At 28.9% G+C, this 17,986-nt stretch carries 17 protein-coding genes; 5 read left to right on the top strand and 12 right to left on the bottom strand.

The features are described 5' to 3' along the window. Positions 1-16: 16 nt before the first annotated feature. The 4 genes from HUU89_RS03600 to HUU89_RS03585 all read right to left on the bottom strand — a co-directional run bounded on the left by HUU89_RS03600 (position 17) and on the right by HUU89_RS03585 (position 4,858). The gene (locus HUU89_RS03600) at positions 17-2,044 is read right to left on the bottom strand and encodes an L-aspartate oxidase (RefSeq protein ID WP_175301015.1); all 2,028 of its coding nucleotides are present in this window, start codon (positions 2,042-2,044) and stop codon (positions 17-19) included. Between the two features lie 9 nt (positions 2,045-2,053). Beyond that, positions 2,054-2,959 (bottom strand): quinolinate synthase NadA, encoded by a 906-nt coding sequence (gene nadA / locus HUU89_RS03595; protein ID WP_175301014.1) that lies wholly within the window; start codon positions 2,957-2,959, stop codon positions 2,054-2,056. Between the two features lie 107 nt (positions 2,960-3,066). Beyond that, entirely contained in the window at positions 3,067-4,461 is a 1,395-nt protein-coding gene (locus HUU89_RS03590) for an ROK family protein (RefSeq protein ID WP_175301013.1), read from the bottom strand. A 67-nt stretch (positions 4,462-4,528) separates the two neighbouring features. After that, positions 4,529-4,858: a cupin domain-containing protein gene (locus HUU89_RS03585; RefSeq protein ID WP_022002797.1), complete on the bottom strand. Its 330-nt coding sequence runs from the start codon at positions 4,856-4,858 to the stop codon at positions 4,529-4,531. Positions 4,859-4,958: 100 nt separating this feature from the next. Here HUU89_RS03585 and HUU89_RS03580 point away from each other — a divergent pair, with 100 nt between their 5' ends. The 4 genes from HUU89_RS03580 to HUU89_RS03565 all read left to right on the top strand — a co-directional run bounded on the left by HUU89_RS03580 (position 4,959) and on the right by HUU89_RS03565 (position 9,365). Beyond that, positions 4,959-5,642, top strand: coding sequence for a response regulator transcription factor (locus tag HUU89_RS03580; RefSeq protein WP_175301012.1), 684 nt, complete (start codon positions 4,959-4,961; stop codon positions 5,640-5,642). Continuing rightward, positions 5,624-6,595, top strand: a complete 972-nt coding sequence (locus HUU89_RS03575) for a sensor histidine kinase (protein WP_175301011.1) — start codon at positions 5,624-5,626, stop codon at positions 6,593-6,595. The genes HUU89_RS03580 and HUU89_RS03575 overlap by 19 nt, the downstream gene beginning before the upstream one ends. Before the next feature lie 102 nt (positions 6,596-6,697). Next, complete coding sequence (locus HUU89_RS03570; protein WP_117849712.1) at positions 6,698-7,456, top strand: ABC transporter ATP-binding protein; 759 nt, start codon at positions 6,698-6,700, stop codon at positions 7,454-7,456. 1 nt (position 7,457) lies between these two features. Then, on the top strand, positions 7,458-9,365 hold the full coding sequence (locus tag HUU89_RS03565) for an FtsX-like permease family protein (RefSeq protein WP_175301010.1): 1,908 nt from the start codon (positions 7,458-7,460) through the stop codon (positions 9,363-9,365). 157 nt (positions 9,366-9,522) lie between these two features. Here HUU89_RS03565 and HUU89_RS03560 read toward each other — a convergent pair whose 3' ends face one another. From HUU89_RS03560 to HUU89_RS03545, 4 genes are all read right to left on the bottom strand, one after another. After that, entirely contained in the window at positions 9,523-10,887 is a 1,365-nt protein-coding gene (locus tag HUU89_RS03560) for an MATE family efflux transporter (protein ID WP_175301009.1), read from the bottom strand. Positions 10,888-10,957: 70 nt separating this feature from the next. Then, entirely contained in the window at positions 10,958-11,644 is a 687-nt protein-coding gene (locus HUU89_RS03555; protein WP_175301008.1) for a Bax inhibitor-1/YccA family protein, read from the bottom strand. A 10-nt stretch (positions 11,645-11,654) separates the two neighbouring features. After that, positions 11,655-12,164: a nitroreductase family protein gene (locus tag HUU89_RS03550; protein ID WP_118469618.1), complete on the bottom strand. Its 510-nt coding sequence runs from the start codon at positions 12,162-12,164 to the stop codon at positions 11,655-11,657. A 2-nt stretch (positions 12,165-12,166) separates the two neighbouring features. After that, entirely contained in the window at positions 12,167-13,465 is a 1,299-nt protein-coding gene (locus HUU89_RS03545) for an ATP-binding protein (protein ID WP_032090421.1), read from the bottom strand. A gap of 91 nt (positions 13,466-13,556) precedes the next feature. Between HUU89_RS03545 and HUU89_RS03540 the strand changes: the two genes are divergently transcribed. Beyond that, a complete protein-coding gene (locus HUU89_RS03540) occupies positions 13,557-14,981 on the top strand; it encodes an alpha-amylase (protein ID WP_175301007.1) in 1,425 nt (474 codons plus the stop codon). Here the strand turns inward: HUU89_RS03540 and HUU89_RS03535 are convergent. From HUU89_RS03535 to HUU89_RS03520, 4 genes are all read right to left on the bottom strand, one after another. Then, on the bottom strand, positions 14,939-15,202 hold the full coding sequence (locus HUU89_RS03535) for a type II toxin-antitoxin system HicB family antitoxin (RefSeq protein ID WP_175301006.1): 264 nt from the start codon (positions 15,200-15,202) through the stop codon (positions 14,939-14,941). The two genes, HUU89_RS03540 and HUU89_RS03535, sit on opposite strands and share 43 nt — an antisense overlap. Before the next feature lie 213 nt (positions 15,203-15,415). Further along, complete coding sequence (locus HUU89_RS03530; RefSeq protein WP_032090426.1) at positions 15,416-16,393, bottom strand: asparaginase; 978 nt, start codon at positions 16,391-16,393, stop codon at positions 15,416-15,418. Positions 16,394-16,402: 9 nt separating this feature from the next. Next, the gene (locus tag HUU89_RS03525) at positions 16,403-16,672 is read right to left on the bottom strand and encodes an acylphosphatase (protein WP_175301005.1); all 270 of its coding nucleotides are present in this window, start codon (positions 16,670-16,672) and stop codon (positions 16,403-16,405) included. Positions 16,673-16,694: 22 nt separating this feature from the next. Then, the gene (locus HUU89_RS03520) at positions 16,695-17,933 is read right to left on the bottom strand and encodes an aminotransferase class I/II-fold pyridoxal phosphate-dependent enzyme (protein WP_175301004.1); all 1,239 of its coding nucleotides are present in this window, start codon (positions 17,931-17,933) and stop codon (positions 16,695-16,697) included. Positions 17,934-17,986: the final 53 nt, after the last annotated feature.

The following is a 17,986-nucleotide window of genomic DNA, read 5'->3' as shown; positions in this document are numbered from 1 at the left end:
CCCTCCTTAATTGATATTATAGCACATGTAAATTCTTCAATGAAAGGTCTAATATTGGTGCAGAATGTGTTAGAGCACCACTTGAAACATAATCTACTCCTAAATTTGTAAGTCTTGCAATGTTTTCTTTTGTGACATTTCCTGAAACTTCAATTTCAGCACGATGATCAATATAAGCAATAGCTTCTTTTAACATATCATCATCCATATTATCTAGCATGATAATGTCTGCCCCTGCTTCTACTGCTTCTTTGACCATTTCCATATTTTCTACTTCAATTTCAATTTTTCTAACAAATGGCGCATACTCTTTAGCAAGCATAATGGCTTCTTTGACTCCACCAGCAGCACCAATATGATTATCTTTTAATAAGACACCATCACTTAAATTATATCGATGATTATGTCCACCACCAACTCTTACTGCATATTTTTCAAAAATACGATTATTTGGTGTTGTCTTACGAGTATCTAATAAACGAATAGAAGAATCTTTTAAATATTCTTGAACATTCGCTGTATAAGTGGCAATTCCACTCATTCTTTGTAAATAATTTAAAGCAACACGTTCTCCACTTAATAAAATACGAACATCCCCTTTGACACGTCCTAAAAGTTGCCCTTTTTCTACATGGTCGCCATCACTTGCAAAAAATTCAACATCACACGCTTCATCTAATAATTCAAAAGTACGTTCAAATATTTGTAATCCACAAATAATACCATCTTCTTTACAAATTAAATCAACGACACCTGTTTTAGAAAAAGGCATAACACTATTTGTAGAAACATCTTCACTAGTAATATCTTCTTTTAAAGCACTGATAATAAGTGGGTCTACATTTAATTTTAAAGTTGTTTGATCAAACATATAATGAGCTCTCTCCTTTAAACTTTTTTCAATACGTTTGGCAGCACGTTTAGCAAAAACAAGACTTTCTAAAAGTGAATTACTTGCAAGTCTATTTTTTCCATGAACACCATTACATGCTGTTTCTCCAATAGCATATAAATGTTTCATACTGGTATGACTATCATAGTCTACTTTAATACCACCCATGAAATAATGTTGTGCAGGTACAACAGGAATAGGTTCTTTAAAAACGTCATATCCTTTTTCTTTACAATGTTCAACAATGTGAGGAAAATGACTTTCGATTTCTTCTTTACCAATTGGTCTTAAATCTTCATAAACATAATCAGTTTGATCTTTTTCCATTTGTTTAAAAATAGCTTCTGCCACAACATCTCTTGGAAGAAGTTCATTGACAAAACGATTTCCATTTTTATCTAAAAGAATAGCTCCTTCACCACGAACAGATTCAGAAATCAAAAAACTTCTTTCATGATTTGTTGTATATAAAGTTGTTGGATGAATTTGTACATAATCTAAGTTTTTAAGTTCGATTTGATATTTTTTAGAAAGTTCAATGCCGTCTCCAGTTAAATGAGGATAATTTGTAGAATGTTTATAAAGTCCACCGATTCCTCCTGTCGCTAAAACAACTTTTTTAGCATAAACTTTTTCTTCTTGATTATTTCTTTTAATCACACCACCTAAAGCAACATTTCCTCGAACAATTAAATCAACAAGAGGTGTATTTTCTAAAAGTGTCACATTCTTTTTTTGTCTTACTTTTTCTAATAAATGTCTCGTAATTTCTTTACCTGTAATATCTTCATGATAAAGAATACGTTTTTGGCTATGAGCCCCTTCTCTTGTAAAAGCAAGGCTTCCGTCTTCATTTCTTTCAAAATCAACCCCATAATTAATTAAATCTTGAATAACATCTGGTGATGATTTAATCATTAATTCAACTGAATAAGCATCATTTTCATAATGACCTGCTTTCATCGTATCTTCAAAATAACTATCATAGTCATCTTCATTTCTAAGCATACAGATTCCACCTTGTGCTAAAAATGAATCACTTAATTCTGCTTCTTTTTTAGTAACCATTAAAATATTTAAATCTTCTGGTAAATGTAAAGCCATATAAAGGGCTGAACATCCACTTCCTACTATTAATACATCTGTTTTCATATTCTACTCCTATTTTGCAAGTTCTAACATTTTTTTAAGTGGATTTAATGCTTTTTGCATAAAGTCATCATTTAAAATCACTTCATTTGTATCATTTTCTAAAACATCAACGATTTTTTCTAATGTCACTTTTTTCATATTTGGACAAACTTGTACATCCATAATAGTGTGTAAATTTTTATTTGGTGCTAATTCTTTGATTTTCGCAAAAACACCATCTACTGTCCCAATAATAAAATCTTTCGCTTCTGTTTGAACAACATAATCAATAATGGCAGAAGTACTTCCTACAAAATCAGCAGCTTCAACGATTTCTCTTTTACATTCTGGATGCACTGCAATTTTAGCCTCTGGATATTTTTGTTTCACTTCATTTAATTTATCCAAAGTAATATTGGTATGACGAGGACAATGTCCATAATTTGTCATCACATTTTTTTCAGGGACTTGTCTTCTTACAAAATCTCCTAAGTTTTGATCTGGTATAAAGAAAATATTTTTTTGTGGTAATGCTTTAACGATTTTTACCGCATTTGAAGATGTCACACAGACATCCGCATATTGTTTGATTTCAGCTGTCGAATTAATATAACAAACAACTGCTAAATCATCATATTTTTCTCTCATCTCTTTAATTTCTTTAATTGTAATCATATGTGCCATTGGACAATCCGCAAAAGCATCAGGCATTAAAACCTTTTTATTTGGATTTAAGATTTTGGCACTTTCCCCCATAAATTCAACACCTGCAAAAACAATACGATCAGCTTCTGTTTGACTTGCAACTTTAGCAAGATAAAATGAATCTCCAATATAATCAGCAATCTTTTGCACTTCTTCATCTACATAATAATGTGCTAAAATAATCGCATTTTTTTCTTCTTTTAACTTTTTAATTTTTCCTATATTATCCATATAACTTCTCCCTTTTCTCGAGGAGAGTATACTCCTTTTGTTTACACCTGACAAGACAGTTGTCAAAAATAAATATAAAAAAAGATATCTTTTTTCAAAGATACCTCTTACATTTCTTTTAACCCTAATAAAATACATCCAATCAGCATATATTCCTTTAAGCTTTCAATCTTAATCAAATCAGGGATATAACTCTTTGGCATATATTTTTCCATTTCTTTTTTTACATCATCACTTTTAGAAATCAACCGATTATAAATAATGATTGCATCCGGTGCCACCATCGAAGTAATCCCTAAACAATACTTCATTGTCCATTCAAGAGCTCCTTCTGGAGTTTTTTTGATTTCTTGATAATTCTCACTAAAAGAAATCGGTAAATACTGAATTTCACCCGCAATATTATGCCTTCCTTTAATTAAATGTCCTCGATGAATATGTCCTACTCCTCCCGTTCCACCAATACGTGCTTGATAAAGGAATGAAACAGATTCATAGTCATCTTGTGAAGCAAAATATCCCATCACAATTGTATTAACATCATTATTAATGACAATCTTTTGACTATATTTTTCTTCAAGAAAAGCTTGTAAATGACATTCATTCAAGCCATATTTTTTTAAAGTTACTACCCCATTATAAACAACCCCAGGTAGTGAAAGACTAATGAGTTCTATATCAGGATATCCATATAAAATCGTATTAATTAAATCAACAATATCATCGACTGAAATAGTGTTTTTATAGACTTCAAAATCTTCTAAAATCATATTATTTTCATCATAAAGACGACTTACAAGTCTTACTTTTTGATCTAATTGAATAAAAGCAAGTGCTAAAACTTGTTGATGAGCTTTCAACATTTGTTTAATAGGTAAAGGATTTTCTTGTTGACTTTGAACTTCTTTTTCTTTATAAAGTTCATCTTCTAAAAAAGTAATCGTATTTCCCACATCATATTTTCCAAATAATGCAGGTGATAAAGCATAAACACGCTTATTTTTTAAGACTCCTTCTACTTCAGATAAACGAAATGATACTTGTGGTGCTAGTAGAATAACATCATAATCTTTCGCCATGTCATAAAGATTCCCATAAGAAACAGCATTAAATTCAAAATCTTTATTTAGAAGCTGTACACCCTCATTTAATTTTTCCGCAAAGAAACCTGTAGTAAGTCCACTTGTACACGAAAGAAGTACTTTTGTTTTTTTAGAAGTTGTCAACCTTTGTAAACAAAGACGCATGTCATAAAGTAAACCTAAAGCGTGATGAAAATTATTCATTTGAAAATGAATAAAGAAGACTTTTTCTTTAGTCATCTTATTTTCAACATCGAGTTCAATAATACAATCAGGATAAAAATTAATGAATCCTAAACCATATTTTGTTTCAATCACAATATTATCATTTACTTCTTTGACATCCCAATCATCTTCATTTTGATTCAACAGCCATCTCTTTAAAAGTTCTGTATCAATCTCTTTTAAAAAAGAATCCATCGTCCTCACCTCTTTTTTTTATACATTTTTTCATCCAAAAATTAAAATTCTTGATAATAATCAAGAATTATTGTTCAGGTACAACTGCGAAATAAACAAGGTCTTCTTCATGATCATTGACCATTGTATGTTTATGACCTTTAGGACAATAATGAACACTTCCTTTATGAAGTTCTTCTCTTTGTCCATCATAAATAACATAACCATTACCAGAGATGACATAAATCACCTCACTGTTTGTTTCATGAACATGTTCTCCAACACTTCCACCAGTTGGAATATGTCCAATCATAAAACGATTCAAACCATCAAAATACATTTTTGCTTCAATGTATTTTTCGCCACCTTTAAAGTTTTCAAATTTGTCTAAATTATTTTCATCATATTCAAAAATCATTTTTATATCCCCCAATCGCTTTTCATTATAACATATCTTACAGAAATGTAAGATGACGAATTGCATGATTTTCTATATAATATTAAAAGAAGGTGATCTTATGTATAAATTATTAATTGTTGAAGATGATTTTATTATCGCAAAAGGCTTACAAAAACATTTTGAAAAATATCATTATGATGTTCAATATATAGAAGATTTTGAACATGTTTTAGATGAATTTTTAGAGTTTCAACCTGATCTTGTTTTATTAGATATCCATCTTCCTTTTTTTGATGGTTATTATTGGTGTCAAGAAATTCGGAAAATCTCACAAATCCCTATTGTTTTTATTTCTTCCGCTAATGAAAATATGAATATTGTTTTAGCAATGAATATGGGTGGTGATGATTTTATTAATAAACCTTTTGATTTACAGGTTGTACAAGCTAAATTACAAGCGATTCTTAGAAGAACTTATAGTTTTTCTAAAGATTTTCATTTGTTAACTTATCAAGATGTTCATTTAGATATTTTAGCTGGAAAAATTACTTATCAACAAAAGGAACTTATTCTAACTAAAAATGAATTAAAAATCTTAGAATATTTATTTGAACATGCGGAAGTGATTGTTTCTCGTATTGATTTAATGAATCATTTATGGGATGATCACCAATTTATTGATGATAATACTTTAAGTGTTAATATGAATCGTTTAAGAAAAAAATTAGAAGATATTGGTTTACATGATTTTATTCATACTAAGAAAGGCTTAGGTTATTTATTATGTTTAAAGACTATTTAAAGAAAACATATCCCGTCTATCTTCTTTATTTGTTGTTTGTCTTATGTACTTTTGTTGTTTTAATGATATGTCAAATGATTTCAGATTTAATTATTTATATGTTAAGTCTCTATTTTTCTATCATCCTTCTTTATTTTTTACTTGATTATAGAAAATACAGACAACATCATCAATATTTGATTTATTTAAAAGACAATCCTGAATTGTTTGATAATTTACCTCAAGAAAGCTATCTTGAAGAAAAAACGTATCAAGAAATGCTTCAAATATTACAAAAAAAGATATTTCAACTTAAACAAGAAAATCAACAAAAATACAATAACACGATAGATTATTATACAAAATGGGTCCATCAAATCAAAACTCCTATTGCTGGATTAAAACTCATCATTCAAAATGATTACCCAGATAAAAAAATGCTTGTAGAACTTTTAAAAATAGAACAATATGTCAATATGGCTTTACAATATGTACGTTTAGATTCTATTCACCATGATCTTTCTTTTCAAAAAGTTTCTTTAGATCATCTTGTTAGTCAAGAAATCAAAAAACAATCACTCTTTTTCTTTCAAAAAAATTTAAAAGTAGATTATCAAATTAAAGACCTACAAATCTTAACAGATGAAAAATGGAGTGGTTTTGTCATTGAACAAGTTCTTTCTAATGCTTTAAAATATACGAAAGAAGGAAGTATTACTTTTTATAATGAAGGTGAAAAGCTTTATATTCAAGACAGTGGTATTGGTATTAAAGAAAGTGATCTACCACGTGTTTTTGAAAAAGGATTTACAGGTTTTCAAGGAAGAAATGATAAAAAAGCCAGTGGTTTAGGTCTTTATTTATGTAAAAATATTTTTAATCAATTGGATCATTCGATTTCTATTGAATCAAAAGTAGGTCAAGGAACAACTGTTTGTCTTGATTTTAGTAAAAAAGAAATATTTATTGAATAATCTTACAAAAATGTAAGATTATTTTACTTACTTGTAAGATAAATCGATAGGTCATATTTTAGAAGTAGAATACAATAAGTGTGTAAAAAGGAGGACACAAAAATGTCATTATTAAACGTTAAACATTTACAAAAAATTTATTCAACGCGTTTTTCAAGCCAAAAGGTAGAAGCTTTAAAAGATGTTTCTTTTGATGTTGAAGAAGGAGAATATATCGCCATTATGGGTGAATCTGGAAGTGGAAAAACAACACTCTTAAATATTCTTGCTTCATTAGATAAACCAACAAGTGGAGAGGTTTTATTAGATGGAAAAGATCTTACAAAAATCTCTGATAAACATATTTCAGCTTTTAGACGAGATAATCTTGGCTTTGTTTTTCAAGATTTTAACTTATTAGATACTTTTAATGTCGCTGACAATATCTATTTACCTCTTGTTTTATCAAAAGAACCCTATGCTTTAATGAAACCAAAACTAGAAAAACTTGCAAGACCATTAGGAATTAATCATTTATTAGAAAAATATCCTTACGAAATATCTGGTGGTCAAAAACAAAGAGTTGCGGTTGCAAGAGCCTTAATTACCCATCCTAAAATTATTTTAGCCGATGAACCCACAGGTGCTCTTGATTCAAAATCAACCGATCAACTTTTATCTATTTTTGATCAAATTCATCAAAGTGGACAAACAATTTTAATGGTTACTCATAGTAGTAAAGCAGCTAGTTATGCCAGTCGTGTTTTATTTATTAAAGACGGACAAATCTTCCATCAACTTTATAAAGGAGATATGTCTAATCAAGAAATGTATCAAGCTATTAGCGATACTCTAACAATGCTTCTTTCGGGAGGTCAATAAAATGAAATTTTATTTAAAATTGGCTTTAGGAAATATCAAAAAGAATAAAAAGCTTTATAGTTCTTACTTTATTTCTACTATTTTCTCTATCGCCCTTTATTTCATTATTAAAACTGTAGGAAATAGTCCTACTTTAAAGGGTCAAGATTCAATTACTATGTTTTTAAACCTAGGAGGCTATGTGATTGCCCTCTTCTCTTTGATTTTCTTATTTTATACCAATAGTTTTGTGATAAAGAATCGAAAAAAAGAAATCAGTCTTTATCATATATTAGGAATGGAAAAAAGAAATGTGCGTTCTATGATGTTATTAGAAACTATCGTTATTGCTCTTATTTCTCTTGTAAGTGGTATTGTTATTGGAATGCTTCTTTCGCAAATTACATCTGTCATTATTTTAAGAATCATTCATAAAAGTATTCATTTTTCTCTTATTTTTTCAATAGATGCTTTTATAAAAACGATTATTATTTTCAGTATTATTTTCTTTTTATCACTTATTTATAATATTTCTGTTGTTGTTAGAAGTAATCCCATTGAACTTTTAAAAGGACAGAATATTGGTGAAAAAGAACCTAAAACAAAAATCTTTTTAACACTTTTAGGGATTATTGCTTTAGGTGCAGGTTATTATATTGCTTTGTCCATTACCGATCCTATGCAAGCTATGGCTTTATTCTTTGTTGCTGTTATTTTAGTCATGATTGGTACGTATTGTTTATTTACAGCAGGAAGTATTGCTTTATTAAAGTTCTTAAAATCAAGAAAAAACTTTTATTATCAACCAACACACTTTACTTCTATTTCAGGTCTTTTATATCGTATGAAACAAAATGCTGTTGGTCTTGCTAATATTTGTATTTTATGTACTTGTGTTTTAGTGACACTTTCTTCAACAATTTGTTTATATAAGGGTATTCAAGATAGTATCAAAAGACAATTTTACATGGATGGAACTATTACTGTAACTGATTCGGATTATCCAGACCAAGTCTATGAAGATGTTAAAGGATTATTAAAAAATAAAAAATATGATTCTCTTTACACTCTTTCTTATTATAATTACACAGGAAGTTTAAAGAAAAATAAAGTACATCTAAATGATTATGACTATAATCATTTAGCTTCTATTAATCTTATTTCTTTGGAGGATTATAATCATTATTTTAATCAAAATTTATCTTTAAATAATAATGAAGCTTATCTTTATAGTTATGAAGGTTATAATAACCCTACCATTTCATTAGAGAATATTCCTTATACTATAAAAGGACAAATTAAAAATCGTCAACTTCAAGCAAATAATTGTTTTGCTCCAAATAATATCTCAATAGTAATCAATCAAAGTGCTTTAAATAACTATAAGCTTAAATCAAAAAGTTATTTCATAGGTTTTAATGCAAGTAAAAAAGTTGTAGATGAAGTAACTACTGCTATTATTCATAAAGATTATAATTACTTAGGAAATAAATATTATGTAAGTATACAAAATAGTTATGAAGATATTGATGTTATTTATGAATTATATGGTTCATTATTATTTATTGGAATTTTTCTATCAATGATGTTCTTAGTAGCAGCAATCGTAATTATTTATAATAAACAAATTTCTGAAGGATTTGAAGATCAAAATAAATTTGAAATCTTACAAAATGTTGGTATGTCACAAAAAGAAGTTAAACAGACGATTCAATTCCAAGTATTGATTTTCTTCTTTGTTCCATTGATTGTTGCCATCATTCATTTAGCCTTTGCCTATCCTTTAATCCTTCGTATTTTAAAAGGATTACAATGTAATGACAACGTTTATCTTATCTCAACTACTGGTTGCATTGCAGGTCTCATTATTATTTATACGATTGTTTATTTGATGACTTCTAAGGCCTATTATCGTATTGTTAAAAGATAAATCTAAAGCGGACTTAACAAGTTCGCTTTTATAATAAAAAAACAGAGAAAAATTCTCTGTTTATCCAACTAAGGCTCTAGTTCTCCGATTTATGTCTAACTAAAGCATGGTCTTTCTACAAGAACGATAACATATTGTGTATTCATACACAATAGCCCTATAAATCATTAACAATATTATCTACCCATATTCCTTTTCTTACAAGAATAAGACCAAGTGTTGCCTTAGGAATATCAACACATTGAACAAGTATATAAATTATAAGAATTGGTAGACTTGTTAGCCTTGTTAGTAATAAAGCAGCCATAAAAGTAAAGACAAATGTATAACCACTATCAAATAAGAATGTTAAAAACGTTTTTCCACCTGCTCGCATAGTAAAATAACTACTATAATAAACAGAAATAACAGGTAGCATACATGCTGCTACTTTAAGTAAAGATGTTGCAAGATTTTTTACTTCTACAGATGTGTTATAAATTTGTGGAATATAAATAGAAACATTAAATAAAACAACAGCCAACGTAAAACACATGATAAAGTTCATAAACACCATTTTCAAATCATAATCTTTCGCTCTTTCAATTTCACCTGCACCAAGTTGTTGTCCAACAACAATTGAAATAGAATTTCCCATAGCATAACAAACAATCATAAAGAAATTAGTAACGGTTGTGGTAATATTAATCGCTGCAACAGCAACAAGTCCTCTTGTAGAATAGCTTTGAGAAATCAAGGCAATAGAAATAGACCATAAGATTTCATTACATAAAAGAGGTAATCCTCTTTTCAACATTTCTTTAGTTGTATCAAAAGGAACTTTCTTCATCTTAATAGCATCTTTTAAATAAAGATTTCGAGAACCCCCTATAATATTAATACTCATTTCAATCACACGAGAAACAACCGTTCCAATCGCCGCGCCTGAAACCCCTAATTGTGGAAATCCAAAATGTCCAAAGATCAAAATATAATTAATACAGAAATTGACAATCACGGCGACCACACTCGCAATCATTGGTAAAATCGTATTTCCTGTTTCTCTAAGTGATGATGAATAAACTTGTGTAATCACAAAAGGAATCAATCCAACAAGCATAATTTTTAGATAATTCATCCCGTAATTTAATGTTTTTAAACTATCTTGCGGATTATCATTTAAATATAAAGAAATCAATTGTTGTCCAAATGTATAGAATAAAAAAATAGCTAGCAGTGCAATTATAATTCCTATAATCAATTTGATCCTAAAACAATTCTCCACTCCTTCTTTATTTTTCTTTCCATAAAACTGTGCCATAAAGATTCCTGGACCTGACATAGCGCCAAAAATCGTAACATTAAATACTTGTAATAATTGATTAGTAATAGAAACTCCTGACATAGAAAGTGTTCCTAATTGTCCAATCATAATATTATCTAATAAACTTGCAAGATTTGTAAAACCATTTTGAATAACAATGGGTATACAAATCGCAAGAACCATTTTATAAAATCCTTTACTTCCAATTAGTTTTTTCATATTCCCTCCTATGTGTAAAAGACATTATAATCGATTTTGCATTTAAAAAAAAGAGCTTTCGCTCTTTTGGTTATTTATTATCTCCTAATAATTGAAGAATATCTAAGAAGATATTAACAAAGTCTAAATAAAGATTAAATGCTCCATAAATACTTAATTTTTCTAACATTTCTGGATTAGATGAAGCATAATTATAAAGTTGTAATGATTTTTGCATATCATATGCCGTAATTCCTGCAAATAATGCAAGTGAAATAAGTGGCATAATAAGTGTTCCCACACCTAAATGAAAAATCATCACAATAACTGAAAAAATAATATAAACAAATAATCCTGCTAAACAGATTGTTCCAATTCTTGTTAGATCCATTTTAATCACTGTTCCTAGTACAACAAGCACACCAAAGTAAATAGCTGCTACTAAAAAAGCCAGTGCAACACTAAAGGAAGTATAGCTTGCAATAACATAAGAAAATGTCACACCAGTAATGACTGAATAGATCATATAAAGAACTTTTGCCGTAATTGGTTTCATTGTCATTAAACGTCTTGATAAACCAATAACAACCGTAAATTGAAAAATAATTAAAATGAAAGGAAGCATTCCTGCATAAGACATAAATGATGATTTTTCTAAAGCAAAGGCCGTCACAAAAGTTGTTAAAACACCTATAATCATCCATTTAAAAATATTGTTAATGTATTGTTGTATCGTCATTGAACGATCTTCAACATATTCATAAGTTTTGTTATCCATATTCATTCTCCTATCCTTGAATAATACGATTTTCTAAAATTTTCTTTTCAGGTAAAGCTTTTTCAACATATCCTAAAATACAACAACCAACACCAACATAATCTTCTAAATGCCATTTTTGAAGATATTGTTGTCCCTTTTCTAACTCAAACATTTCTTTACAACGATTGATCCAACAAGAACCTATATTTAAAGCATAAGCTCCTGTTTGCATAGCACCAATCACTAATGAACCATCTTTTATACCATTACTTTCATCTTTTGGGACAAAGATAAAACATACTGTTGGTGCCCCATAAAAAGGATCAACATCTTTTCCAAAAATAATCGCATTAAGTTTTGAAAGTTCTTTGATTTCTTCTTGATTTTGAACAACCACAATTTTACTTGATTGTTTATTTTTACCACTAGGGGCATTTAAACCACAAGCTAAAATCATTTGTAATTCTTCATTTTTAATTTGTTCTTGTTTAAAACTACGACAACTTCTTCTTGTTGTAAGTGCTTCGATTGCATCCATTTTTATCTCTCCAATCCTAAAATATAATTGATAAATTGTTGAGCAGTTCTTCCTGAAGTTCCACCATGAGATAATTCCCATTTATTGGCTTCTAATAAAAGTTCTTTTTCATCCATTTCTATATTATTTTTATGTGCTAATTCTAAAACAATATGATTAAATTCTTTTTTCATTGGTTTAGAATAATTGATTTTAACTCCAAAACGATTAACTAATGAAAGTTTTTCTTCCATGGTATCTGATTGATGCATTCCATTTTCTTGAACAACATCATTACGATCAGACCAGTTTTCTTTAATAAGATGTCTTCTATTACTTGTTGCATAAATAAGAATATTTTCAGGTTTTGTTTCAACCCCGCCTTCAATTACTGCTTTTAAGAATTTATATTCAATTTCAAATTCTTCAAATGATAAATCATCCATATAGATAATGAAACGATAATTTCTATTTTTAATCATCGCAATAATATTTGATAAATCTTTAAACTGATGTTTATAGATTTCAATCATTCTTAAACCTTGATCATAAAATTCATTTACAATTGCTTTAATACTTGTTGATTTCCCTGTTCCACTATCCCCATAAAGTAAAACATTATTTGCTTTTCTTCCTTCAACAAAAGCTACAGTATTATCTAATAACTTTTTCTTTTGAATTTCATACCCAACTAAATCATCTAAAACAACTTCATCCATATTATTAATTGGTTTTAATTCTACATAGTTTTCATGACTTGTCGCAATTCTAAAGGCTTTATTTAAACCAAACATACCTACACCATAATCTTTGTAGAATTGCGTTACAACGTCAAAGAATTCTTGTTCATTCTTTGTTTCTTCTAATTTTTTAGAAAGTTCTTGGACTTTTAAAGAAACATTCTTATTGTACATCAATTCTGGTTTAGATAAAGCTTTATAATCAGCAAGTGTTGAAAAACAATCAATATTTAATTCTTTTTCAATACTCCTAAAATCATAATGGAAAAGATCATAAAATACTTTAAAATCATTTAAAGCAAAATGATTAACAGTTCCTTCTCTTGCTCCTTGTTTTTCACAAGTCATACTAAATGGATTTTCATTTGTCATTAATAAATAAGTTAAATAATTATGCCATAAATTATCATTAAATCCATATTGAGTTGCAAGTTCTAATAATCTTTTTATTTGTCCATAAATTTCTTGACGAAGTTCATGATTTGATTTTTCATCATCTGATAACAACTTAGCAAGTTGTACTAAAATTTCATCCTCTGGTAAATTCCCATAAAGAATTAAGTTTGATATTAATTCATACATATATATAATCCCCCTAATTTTCTTTATTTTACCGCATCTTTTAGGAAAATGAAATAAAATGATGTATAATAGTTTCAATGAGGTGAAAAAAATGGAAAATGGTGTTTTATTACAAGGGTTTCATTGGTATATAAAACCTGAAGAAAAACTTTGGAAACAACTTCAAGAAAAAGTAAAATCTTATAAAGAAATGGGTTTTTCAGCTATTTGGCTACCACCTGCTTATAAAGGCGTTGGTGGTATCAATGATAATGGTTATGGTGTTTATGATCTTTATGATTTGGGAGAATTTAATCAAAAAGGAAGTATTGAAACAAAATATGGGACAAAAGAGGACTATTTAGCGTGTATTCAAGCTTTTCAAAAAGCAGGAATTGATGTTTATGGAGATATTGTCTTAAATCATAAAATGGGCGCTGACGGTACTGAAATTGTTAACGCAAAAGAAGTCAATCGTCAAAATACTAATGAAATCATTTCTGGTGATGAACAAATTAAAGTCTATACTCTTTTTACTTTTCCTGGTAGAAATAAAAAATATTCTGATTTTATTTGGCATTGGTATCATTTTGATGGGATTGATTATGATGAAAAGACCCATCGTAATACCATTTTCCTTTTTGATCAAAAAAGTTGGGATCAAGAAGTCGATGATGAAAATGGCAATTATGATTATTTAATGGGAGCGGATTTAGATTTTGGAAATGAAGAAACCGTTCAAGAAGTTACCTCATGGCTTTATTGGTATATAAATTTAACTAAAATCAATGGCTTACGTCTCGATGCTGTTAAACATATTCCCGCTTCTTTTTATAAAAACCTCTTGCCAAAAATATATCACGATTTTAATAAAGAATTATTTACGGTTGGTGAGTATTGGCACGGAGATGTGTATCATTTAGAAAAGTATTTAAAAGAAGTCAATTTTGAAATGTCTTTATTTGATGTTCCTCTTCACTATCATTTTTACGATGCAAGTCATAATGAAAATTATGATTTTTCTCATATTTTTGATCAAACGCTTGTTTCCATGTATCCTTCAAATGCAGTTACCTTTGTCGATAATCATGATACGGAACCAAGTCAATCATTAGCTTCTTTCATTCCTGATTGGTTTAAAGGACATGCTTATTGTTTAACTCTTTTAAGAAAAGCAGGGTATCCTTGTGTTTTCTATGGTGATTTAGAAGGTATTGATTATGAAAATGTTTCTTCAAAAAAAGAAATGCTTCAACAGCTCCTTTCTTTAAGAAAACAATATATCGAAGGAAATCAAGAGGATTATTTCGATCATCCTCATTTAATTGGTTGGACAAGACATACTGAAACAAAAGCAATGGTTATTATTATGACGAATTCAACTGGTGGTATTAAATCAATGTATGTTGGTAAAGAAGATCGTCATTGTTATTATGTCAATGTCTTTAATGGTTATCAAAGAGTTCTTATTAATGAAGATGGTTACGGTGATTTTTATTGTGAGGATAAAAACTTTGCTGTATACGTAAAAGAGTAATGATTCAGTTTTACTGATTCATTACTCTTTTTTATAATTATAAAATTAGTTTTTTTGTCATCTAATCTAGTTAAATTCAATTCAATCTTTACAACAGTTTCTTTTATATCAATATTTTCAAAATCATTCCCACATGTTATTGCTTCTGGAACATCAGAAAATGAAACCAAATATCTTCCATCATCTTCTTTTAAGAAAATGACAGGATAATATAATTTCATACTCTTTCTCCTTCTTATATTTTTCATTGAAATTATTTTTGTACTTAAGCCTCTCAAAATTTATTCTTTCCTAAAAAAAACGGGTGTCTTACCCGCAAATTGAGGGACCCTGGTCTTACGACCAGCCCAATTAACAAATTTCTATTGCAAGTAGAGTGTACCATAAATCTATCTTCTTTTCATATATGTTTAAAAAAAGAAGGATTTCTCCTTCTAATATTGTAAAAAGATTTCTCTTATTTCATCACGATCATGTGTTTGTGTTAAAGCAAGCATTAATAAAACTCTCGCTTTTTGTGGCGATAAGGTATTTGATGAAATACATAAATGATGTGGATCAAAGATTTCATCATCAAAAACAATTCCTTGTGAAATACGTGAAGAACGTACAAAAATTGTACCCTTTTCAGAAAGTTCTTCGATTGCTTTTAACCAAGCTTGGCTATAATTTCCACTTCCTGACCCTGCAATAACAATCCCTTCATGATCACTTGCAAGATCATATAAGATTTTAGCATCCGCACCACTGTAATAAAAAGCAATCGCTACACTTTTAATAGAATCAATACGTTTGTTAAAACGTGATTTTATCGTATGAATCTTACTTGTTTGTGTATAGAAATAGACTTCTTGATCTTGCATATATCCTAAACATCCAAGAGATCTTTGATCAAAGGCATCAATTTTAAAATTATTAACTTTTTCAATATCTCTTCCTGAATAAATTGTATTAGAAAATAAAGCAAGAACCCCACGGTTATAAGATTCTCCATGACAAGCTAAACAAATAGCTTGATAAAGATTAAATGGACCATCTGCACTCGTTGCTGTTGCTGGACGCATTGCTCCTGTTAAAACAACAGGTTTTGGGGTATTTAATGTTAAAGTTAAAAAATAAGCTGTTTCATCTAAAGTATCTGTTCCATGAGTGACAACCGCACCATCAATCGTATCATCCGACAAAATTTCTTCAATATTATTTTTTAAAATCAACCATTTTTCATGAGTCATTTCATTACTATCAATATTCATTAATTGATATTCTTTAATATGCGCCACTTCATTGATTTCTGGAATTGTTTCAATAATTGAATCAATATCAATTTCTCCTGCATGATATGCTGCAGTTTTCCCTTTTTTTCCAGTACCAGCAATTGTACCACCTGTTGCTACAATAGCAATTGTTTTCATAGTTCCTCCTTAATATCGTATTTCAAAAGATTTTTCATACTCTTTTATATTTAATAAATGATAATGGATTTGTTCTATTTCAATAAATGGTTGTTGATAGAGCTTTTCAATCATTCTTTCTATTTGCATTCCTTCTCCTTGAACTTCCATAGAAACCGAACCATCATATTCATTTTTTACAAACCCCGTTAATTTTAATTCATTTGCGATAGAAAAGCAACGAAAACGAAAACCAACACCTTGAACTCTGCCTTTAAATATATACTTTCTTCTTTCCATAAAAAATAACCGGTTCCCCCGATTATTTTAAACTATCTAAAATTTCTTTCATTTTAAAGGCAAGTCCTTGGCATTTTTCTACTGATAAAGAACATAAAGCAACACGAATACCTTTATTGACTTTAATTGTATAAATATCTTGAGCAAGCATTGCTTCATGGAATCGTGTTAATAAATCATCATCTTCTACTTTTAAAGTAACAAAGAAACCTTCTTTATATGGATAATAAGTTAAACCACATTCATCTGCTTCTTTTTTAAAGACTTCACATCTTTGTCTTAATAAATCAACATATTTCCCTTTTTCTTCGTTAAATTCATCTTTATGTTCTGTTGTAACTTTAACAAAGTTTTCCATTGCTGCATTAGGAATATTTGACCAAGAAGCTCTTGCATGTTTTTCCATTAAGATTTCAAGTGCTCGAACATCTTCTTGATTTCTTGCTAAAATAACAGCACCCCCACATCTTAAACCATAAGATGTAAGTGTTTTAGAACAAGAGAACGCTACAACAATCATGACTTGATCATTCATACGATTAAATGCATTCATATAATCTCTTGATCTTTCTAAGTTATAAGAATAGTCAATATAAGCAATATCATCTAAGATAATAACAGGTCCTTCATTTGATAATTCATTACAAAAATCAATCACTTGATTCCATTCTTCAACTGTCATAGAATATCCTGTTGGGTTATGACATGGGTCATTGATAATCGCTAAAACTTTACCTTGTCTTGCCATTACTTCATGACAAGTTTCTTTAAAGCTTGTAATATTGAATGCATCTCCATCAAACATTTGATAGGCTTGTACTTTACAATTAGCAATCGTTGCCATTGATTTATAGTTACCCCATGCAATATGAGGAATAATTAAAGTTTGACCTTCGTCTAACACATTTAAAATCGTTGAACTTACGGCTCCTGAACCTCCAGGTGTTCCAATAACACTATGACATAAATCAAGTTTTGTGTCTTGTACGACCCAATTATAAACTTGTTTTCTAAAATTTGGATTTCCACTAAAACTAGAAGCATATTTTGCTTTTGTTCTATTATCTAAACTGTTATACGTATTAAATACGGTATCTAATGCAACTAAATTTCCATCTTCATCATATAATGAACCAATTGTCGCATTGACAATATTTTCTTTTCCTTTTTTAGCAATTGCATCATTTGCTAGATTTACAATCTTAAAAACATTATCAACAATTGGTTGATGATCAATATTTTCTCTAATAAATTTTTTCATCACACATACCTCTTCATATTCATTATTACTTGTATCTTATCATACTTTAATAA

Origin of the sequence: Faecalibacillus sp. H12 (assembly GCF_013361255.1) — a bacterium.
GTDB lineage: Bacteria > Bacillota_I > Bacilli_A > Erysipelotrichales > Coprobacillaceae > Faecalibacillus > Faecalibacillus intestinalis.
This window is presented reverse-complemented; position numbering and strand designations above follow the sequence as displayed.

Excerpts from the sequence above, each read along its gene's own strand:
- HUU89_RS03600 (WP_175301015.1), bottom strand. The coding sequence starts at position 2,044 with ATGAAAACAGATGTATTAATAGTAGGAAGTGGATGTTCAGCCCTTTAT.
- nadA (WP_175301014.1), bottom strand. The coding sequence starts at position 2,959 with ATGGATAATATAGGAAAAATTAAAAAGTTAAAAGAAGAAAAAAATGCG.
- HUU89_RS03590 (WP_175301013.1), bottom strand. The coding sequence starts at position 4,461 with ATGGATTCTTTTTTAAAAGAGATTGATACAGAACTTTTAAAGAGATGG.
- HUU89_RS03585 (WP_022002797.1), bottom strand. The coding sequence starts at position 4,858 with ATGATTTTTGAATATGATGAAAATAATTTAGACAAATTTGAAAACTTT.
- HUU89_RS03580 (WP_175301012.1), top strand. The coding sequence starts at position 4,959 with ATGTATAAATTATTAATTGTTGAAGATGATTTTATTATCGCAAAAGGC.
- HUU89_RS03575 (WP_175301011.1), top strand. The coding sequence starts at position 5,624 with ATGTTTAAAGACTATTTAAAGAAAACATATCCCGTCTATCTTCTTTAT.
- HUU89_RS03570 (WP_117849712.1), top strand. The coding sequence starts at position 6,698 with ATGTCATTATTAAACGTTAAACATTTACAAAAAATTTATTCAACGCGT.
- HUU89_RS03565 (WP_175301010.1), top strand. The coding sequence starts at position 7,458 with ATGAAATTTTATTTAAAATTGGCTTTAGGAAATATCAAAAAGAATAAA.
- HUU89_RS03560 (WP_175301009.1), bottom strand. The coding sequence starts at position 10,887 with ATGAAAAAACTAATTGGAAGTAAAGGATTTTATAAAATGGTTCTTGCG.
- HUU89_RS03555 (WP_175301008.1), bottom strand. The coding sequence starts at position 11,644 with ATGGATAACAAAACTTATGAATATGTTGAAGATCGTTCAATGACGATA.
- HUU89_RS03550 (WP_118469618.1), bottom strand. The coding sequence starts at position 12,164 with ATGGATGCAATCGAAGCACTTACAACAAGAAGAAGTTGTCGTAGTTTT.
- HUU89_RS03545 (WP_032090421.1), bottom strand. The coding sequence starts at position 13,465 with ATGTATGAATTAATATCAAACTTAATTCTTTATGGGAATTTACCAGAG.
- HUU89_RS03540 (WP_175301007.1), top strand. The coding sequence starts at position 13,557 with ATGGAAAATGGTGTTTTATTACAAGGGTTTCATTGGTATATAAAACCT.
- HUU89_RS03535 (WP_175301006.1), bottom strand. The coding sequence starts at position 15,202 with ATGAAATTATATTATCCTGTCATTTTCTTAAAAGAAGATGATGGAAGA.
- HUU89_RS03530 (WP_032090426.1), bottom strand. The coding sequence starts at position 16,393 with ATGAAAACAATTGCTATTGTAGCAACAGGTGGTACAATTGCTGGTACT.
- HUU89_RS03525 (WP_175301005.1), bottom strand. The coding sequence starts at position 16,672 with ATGGAAAGAAGAAAGTATATATTTAAAGGCAGAGTTCAAGGTGTTGGT.
- HUU89_RS03520 (WP_175301004.1), bottom strand. The coding sequence starts at position 17,933 with ATGAAAAAATTTATTAGAGAAAATATTGATCATCAACCAATTGTTGAT.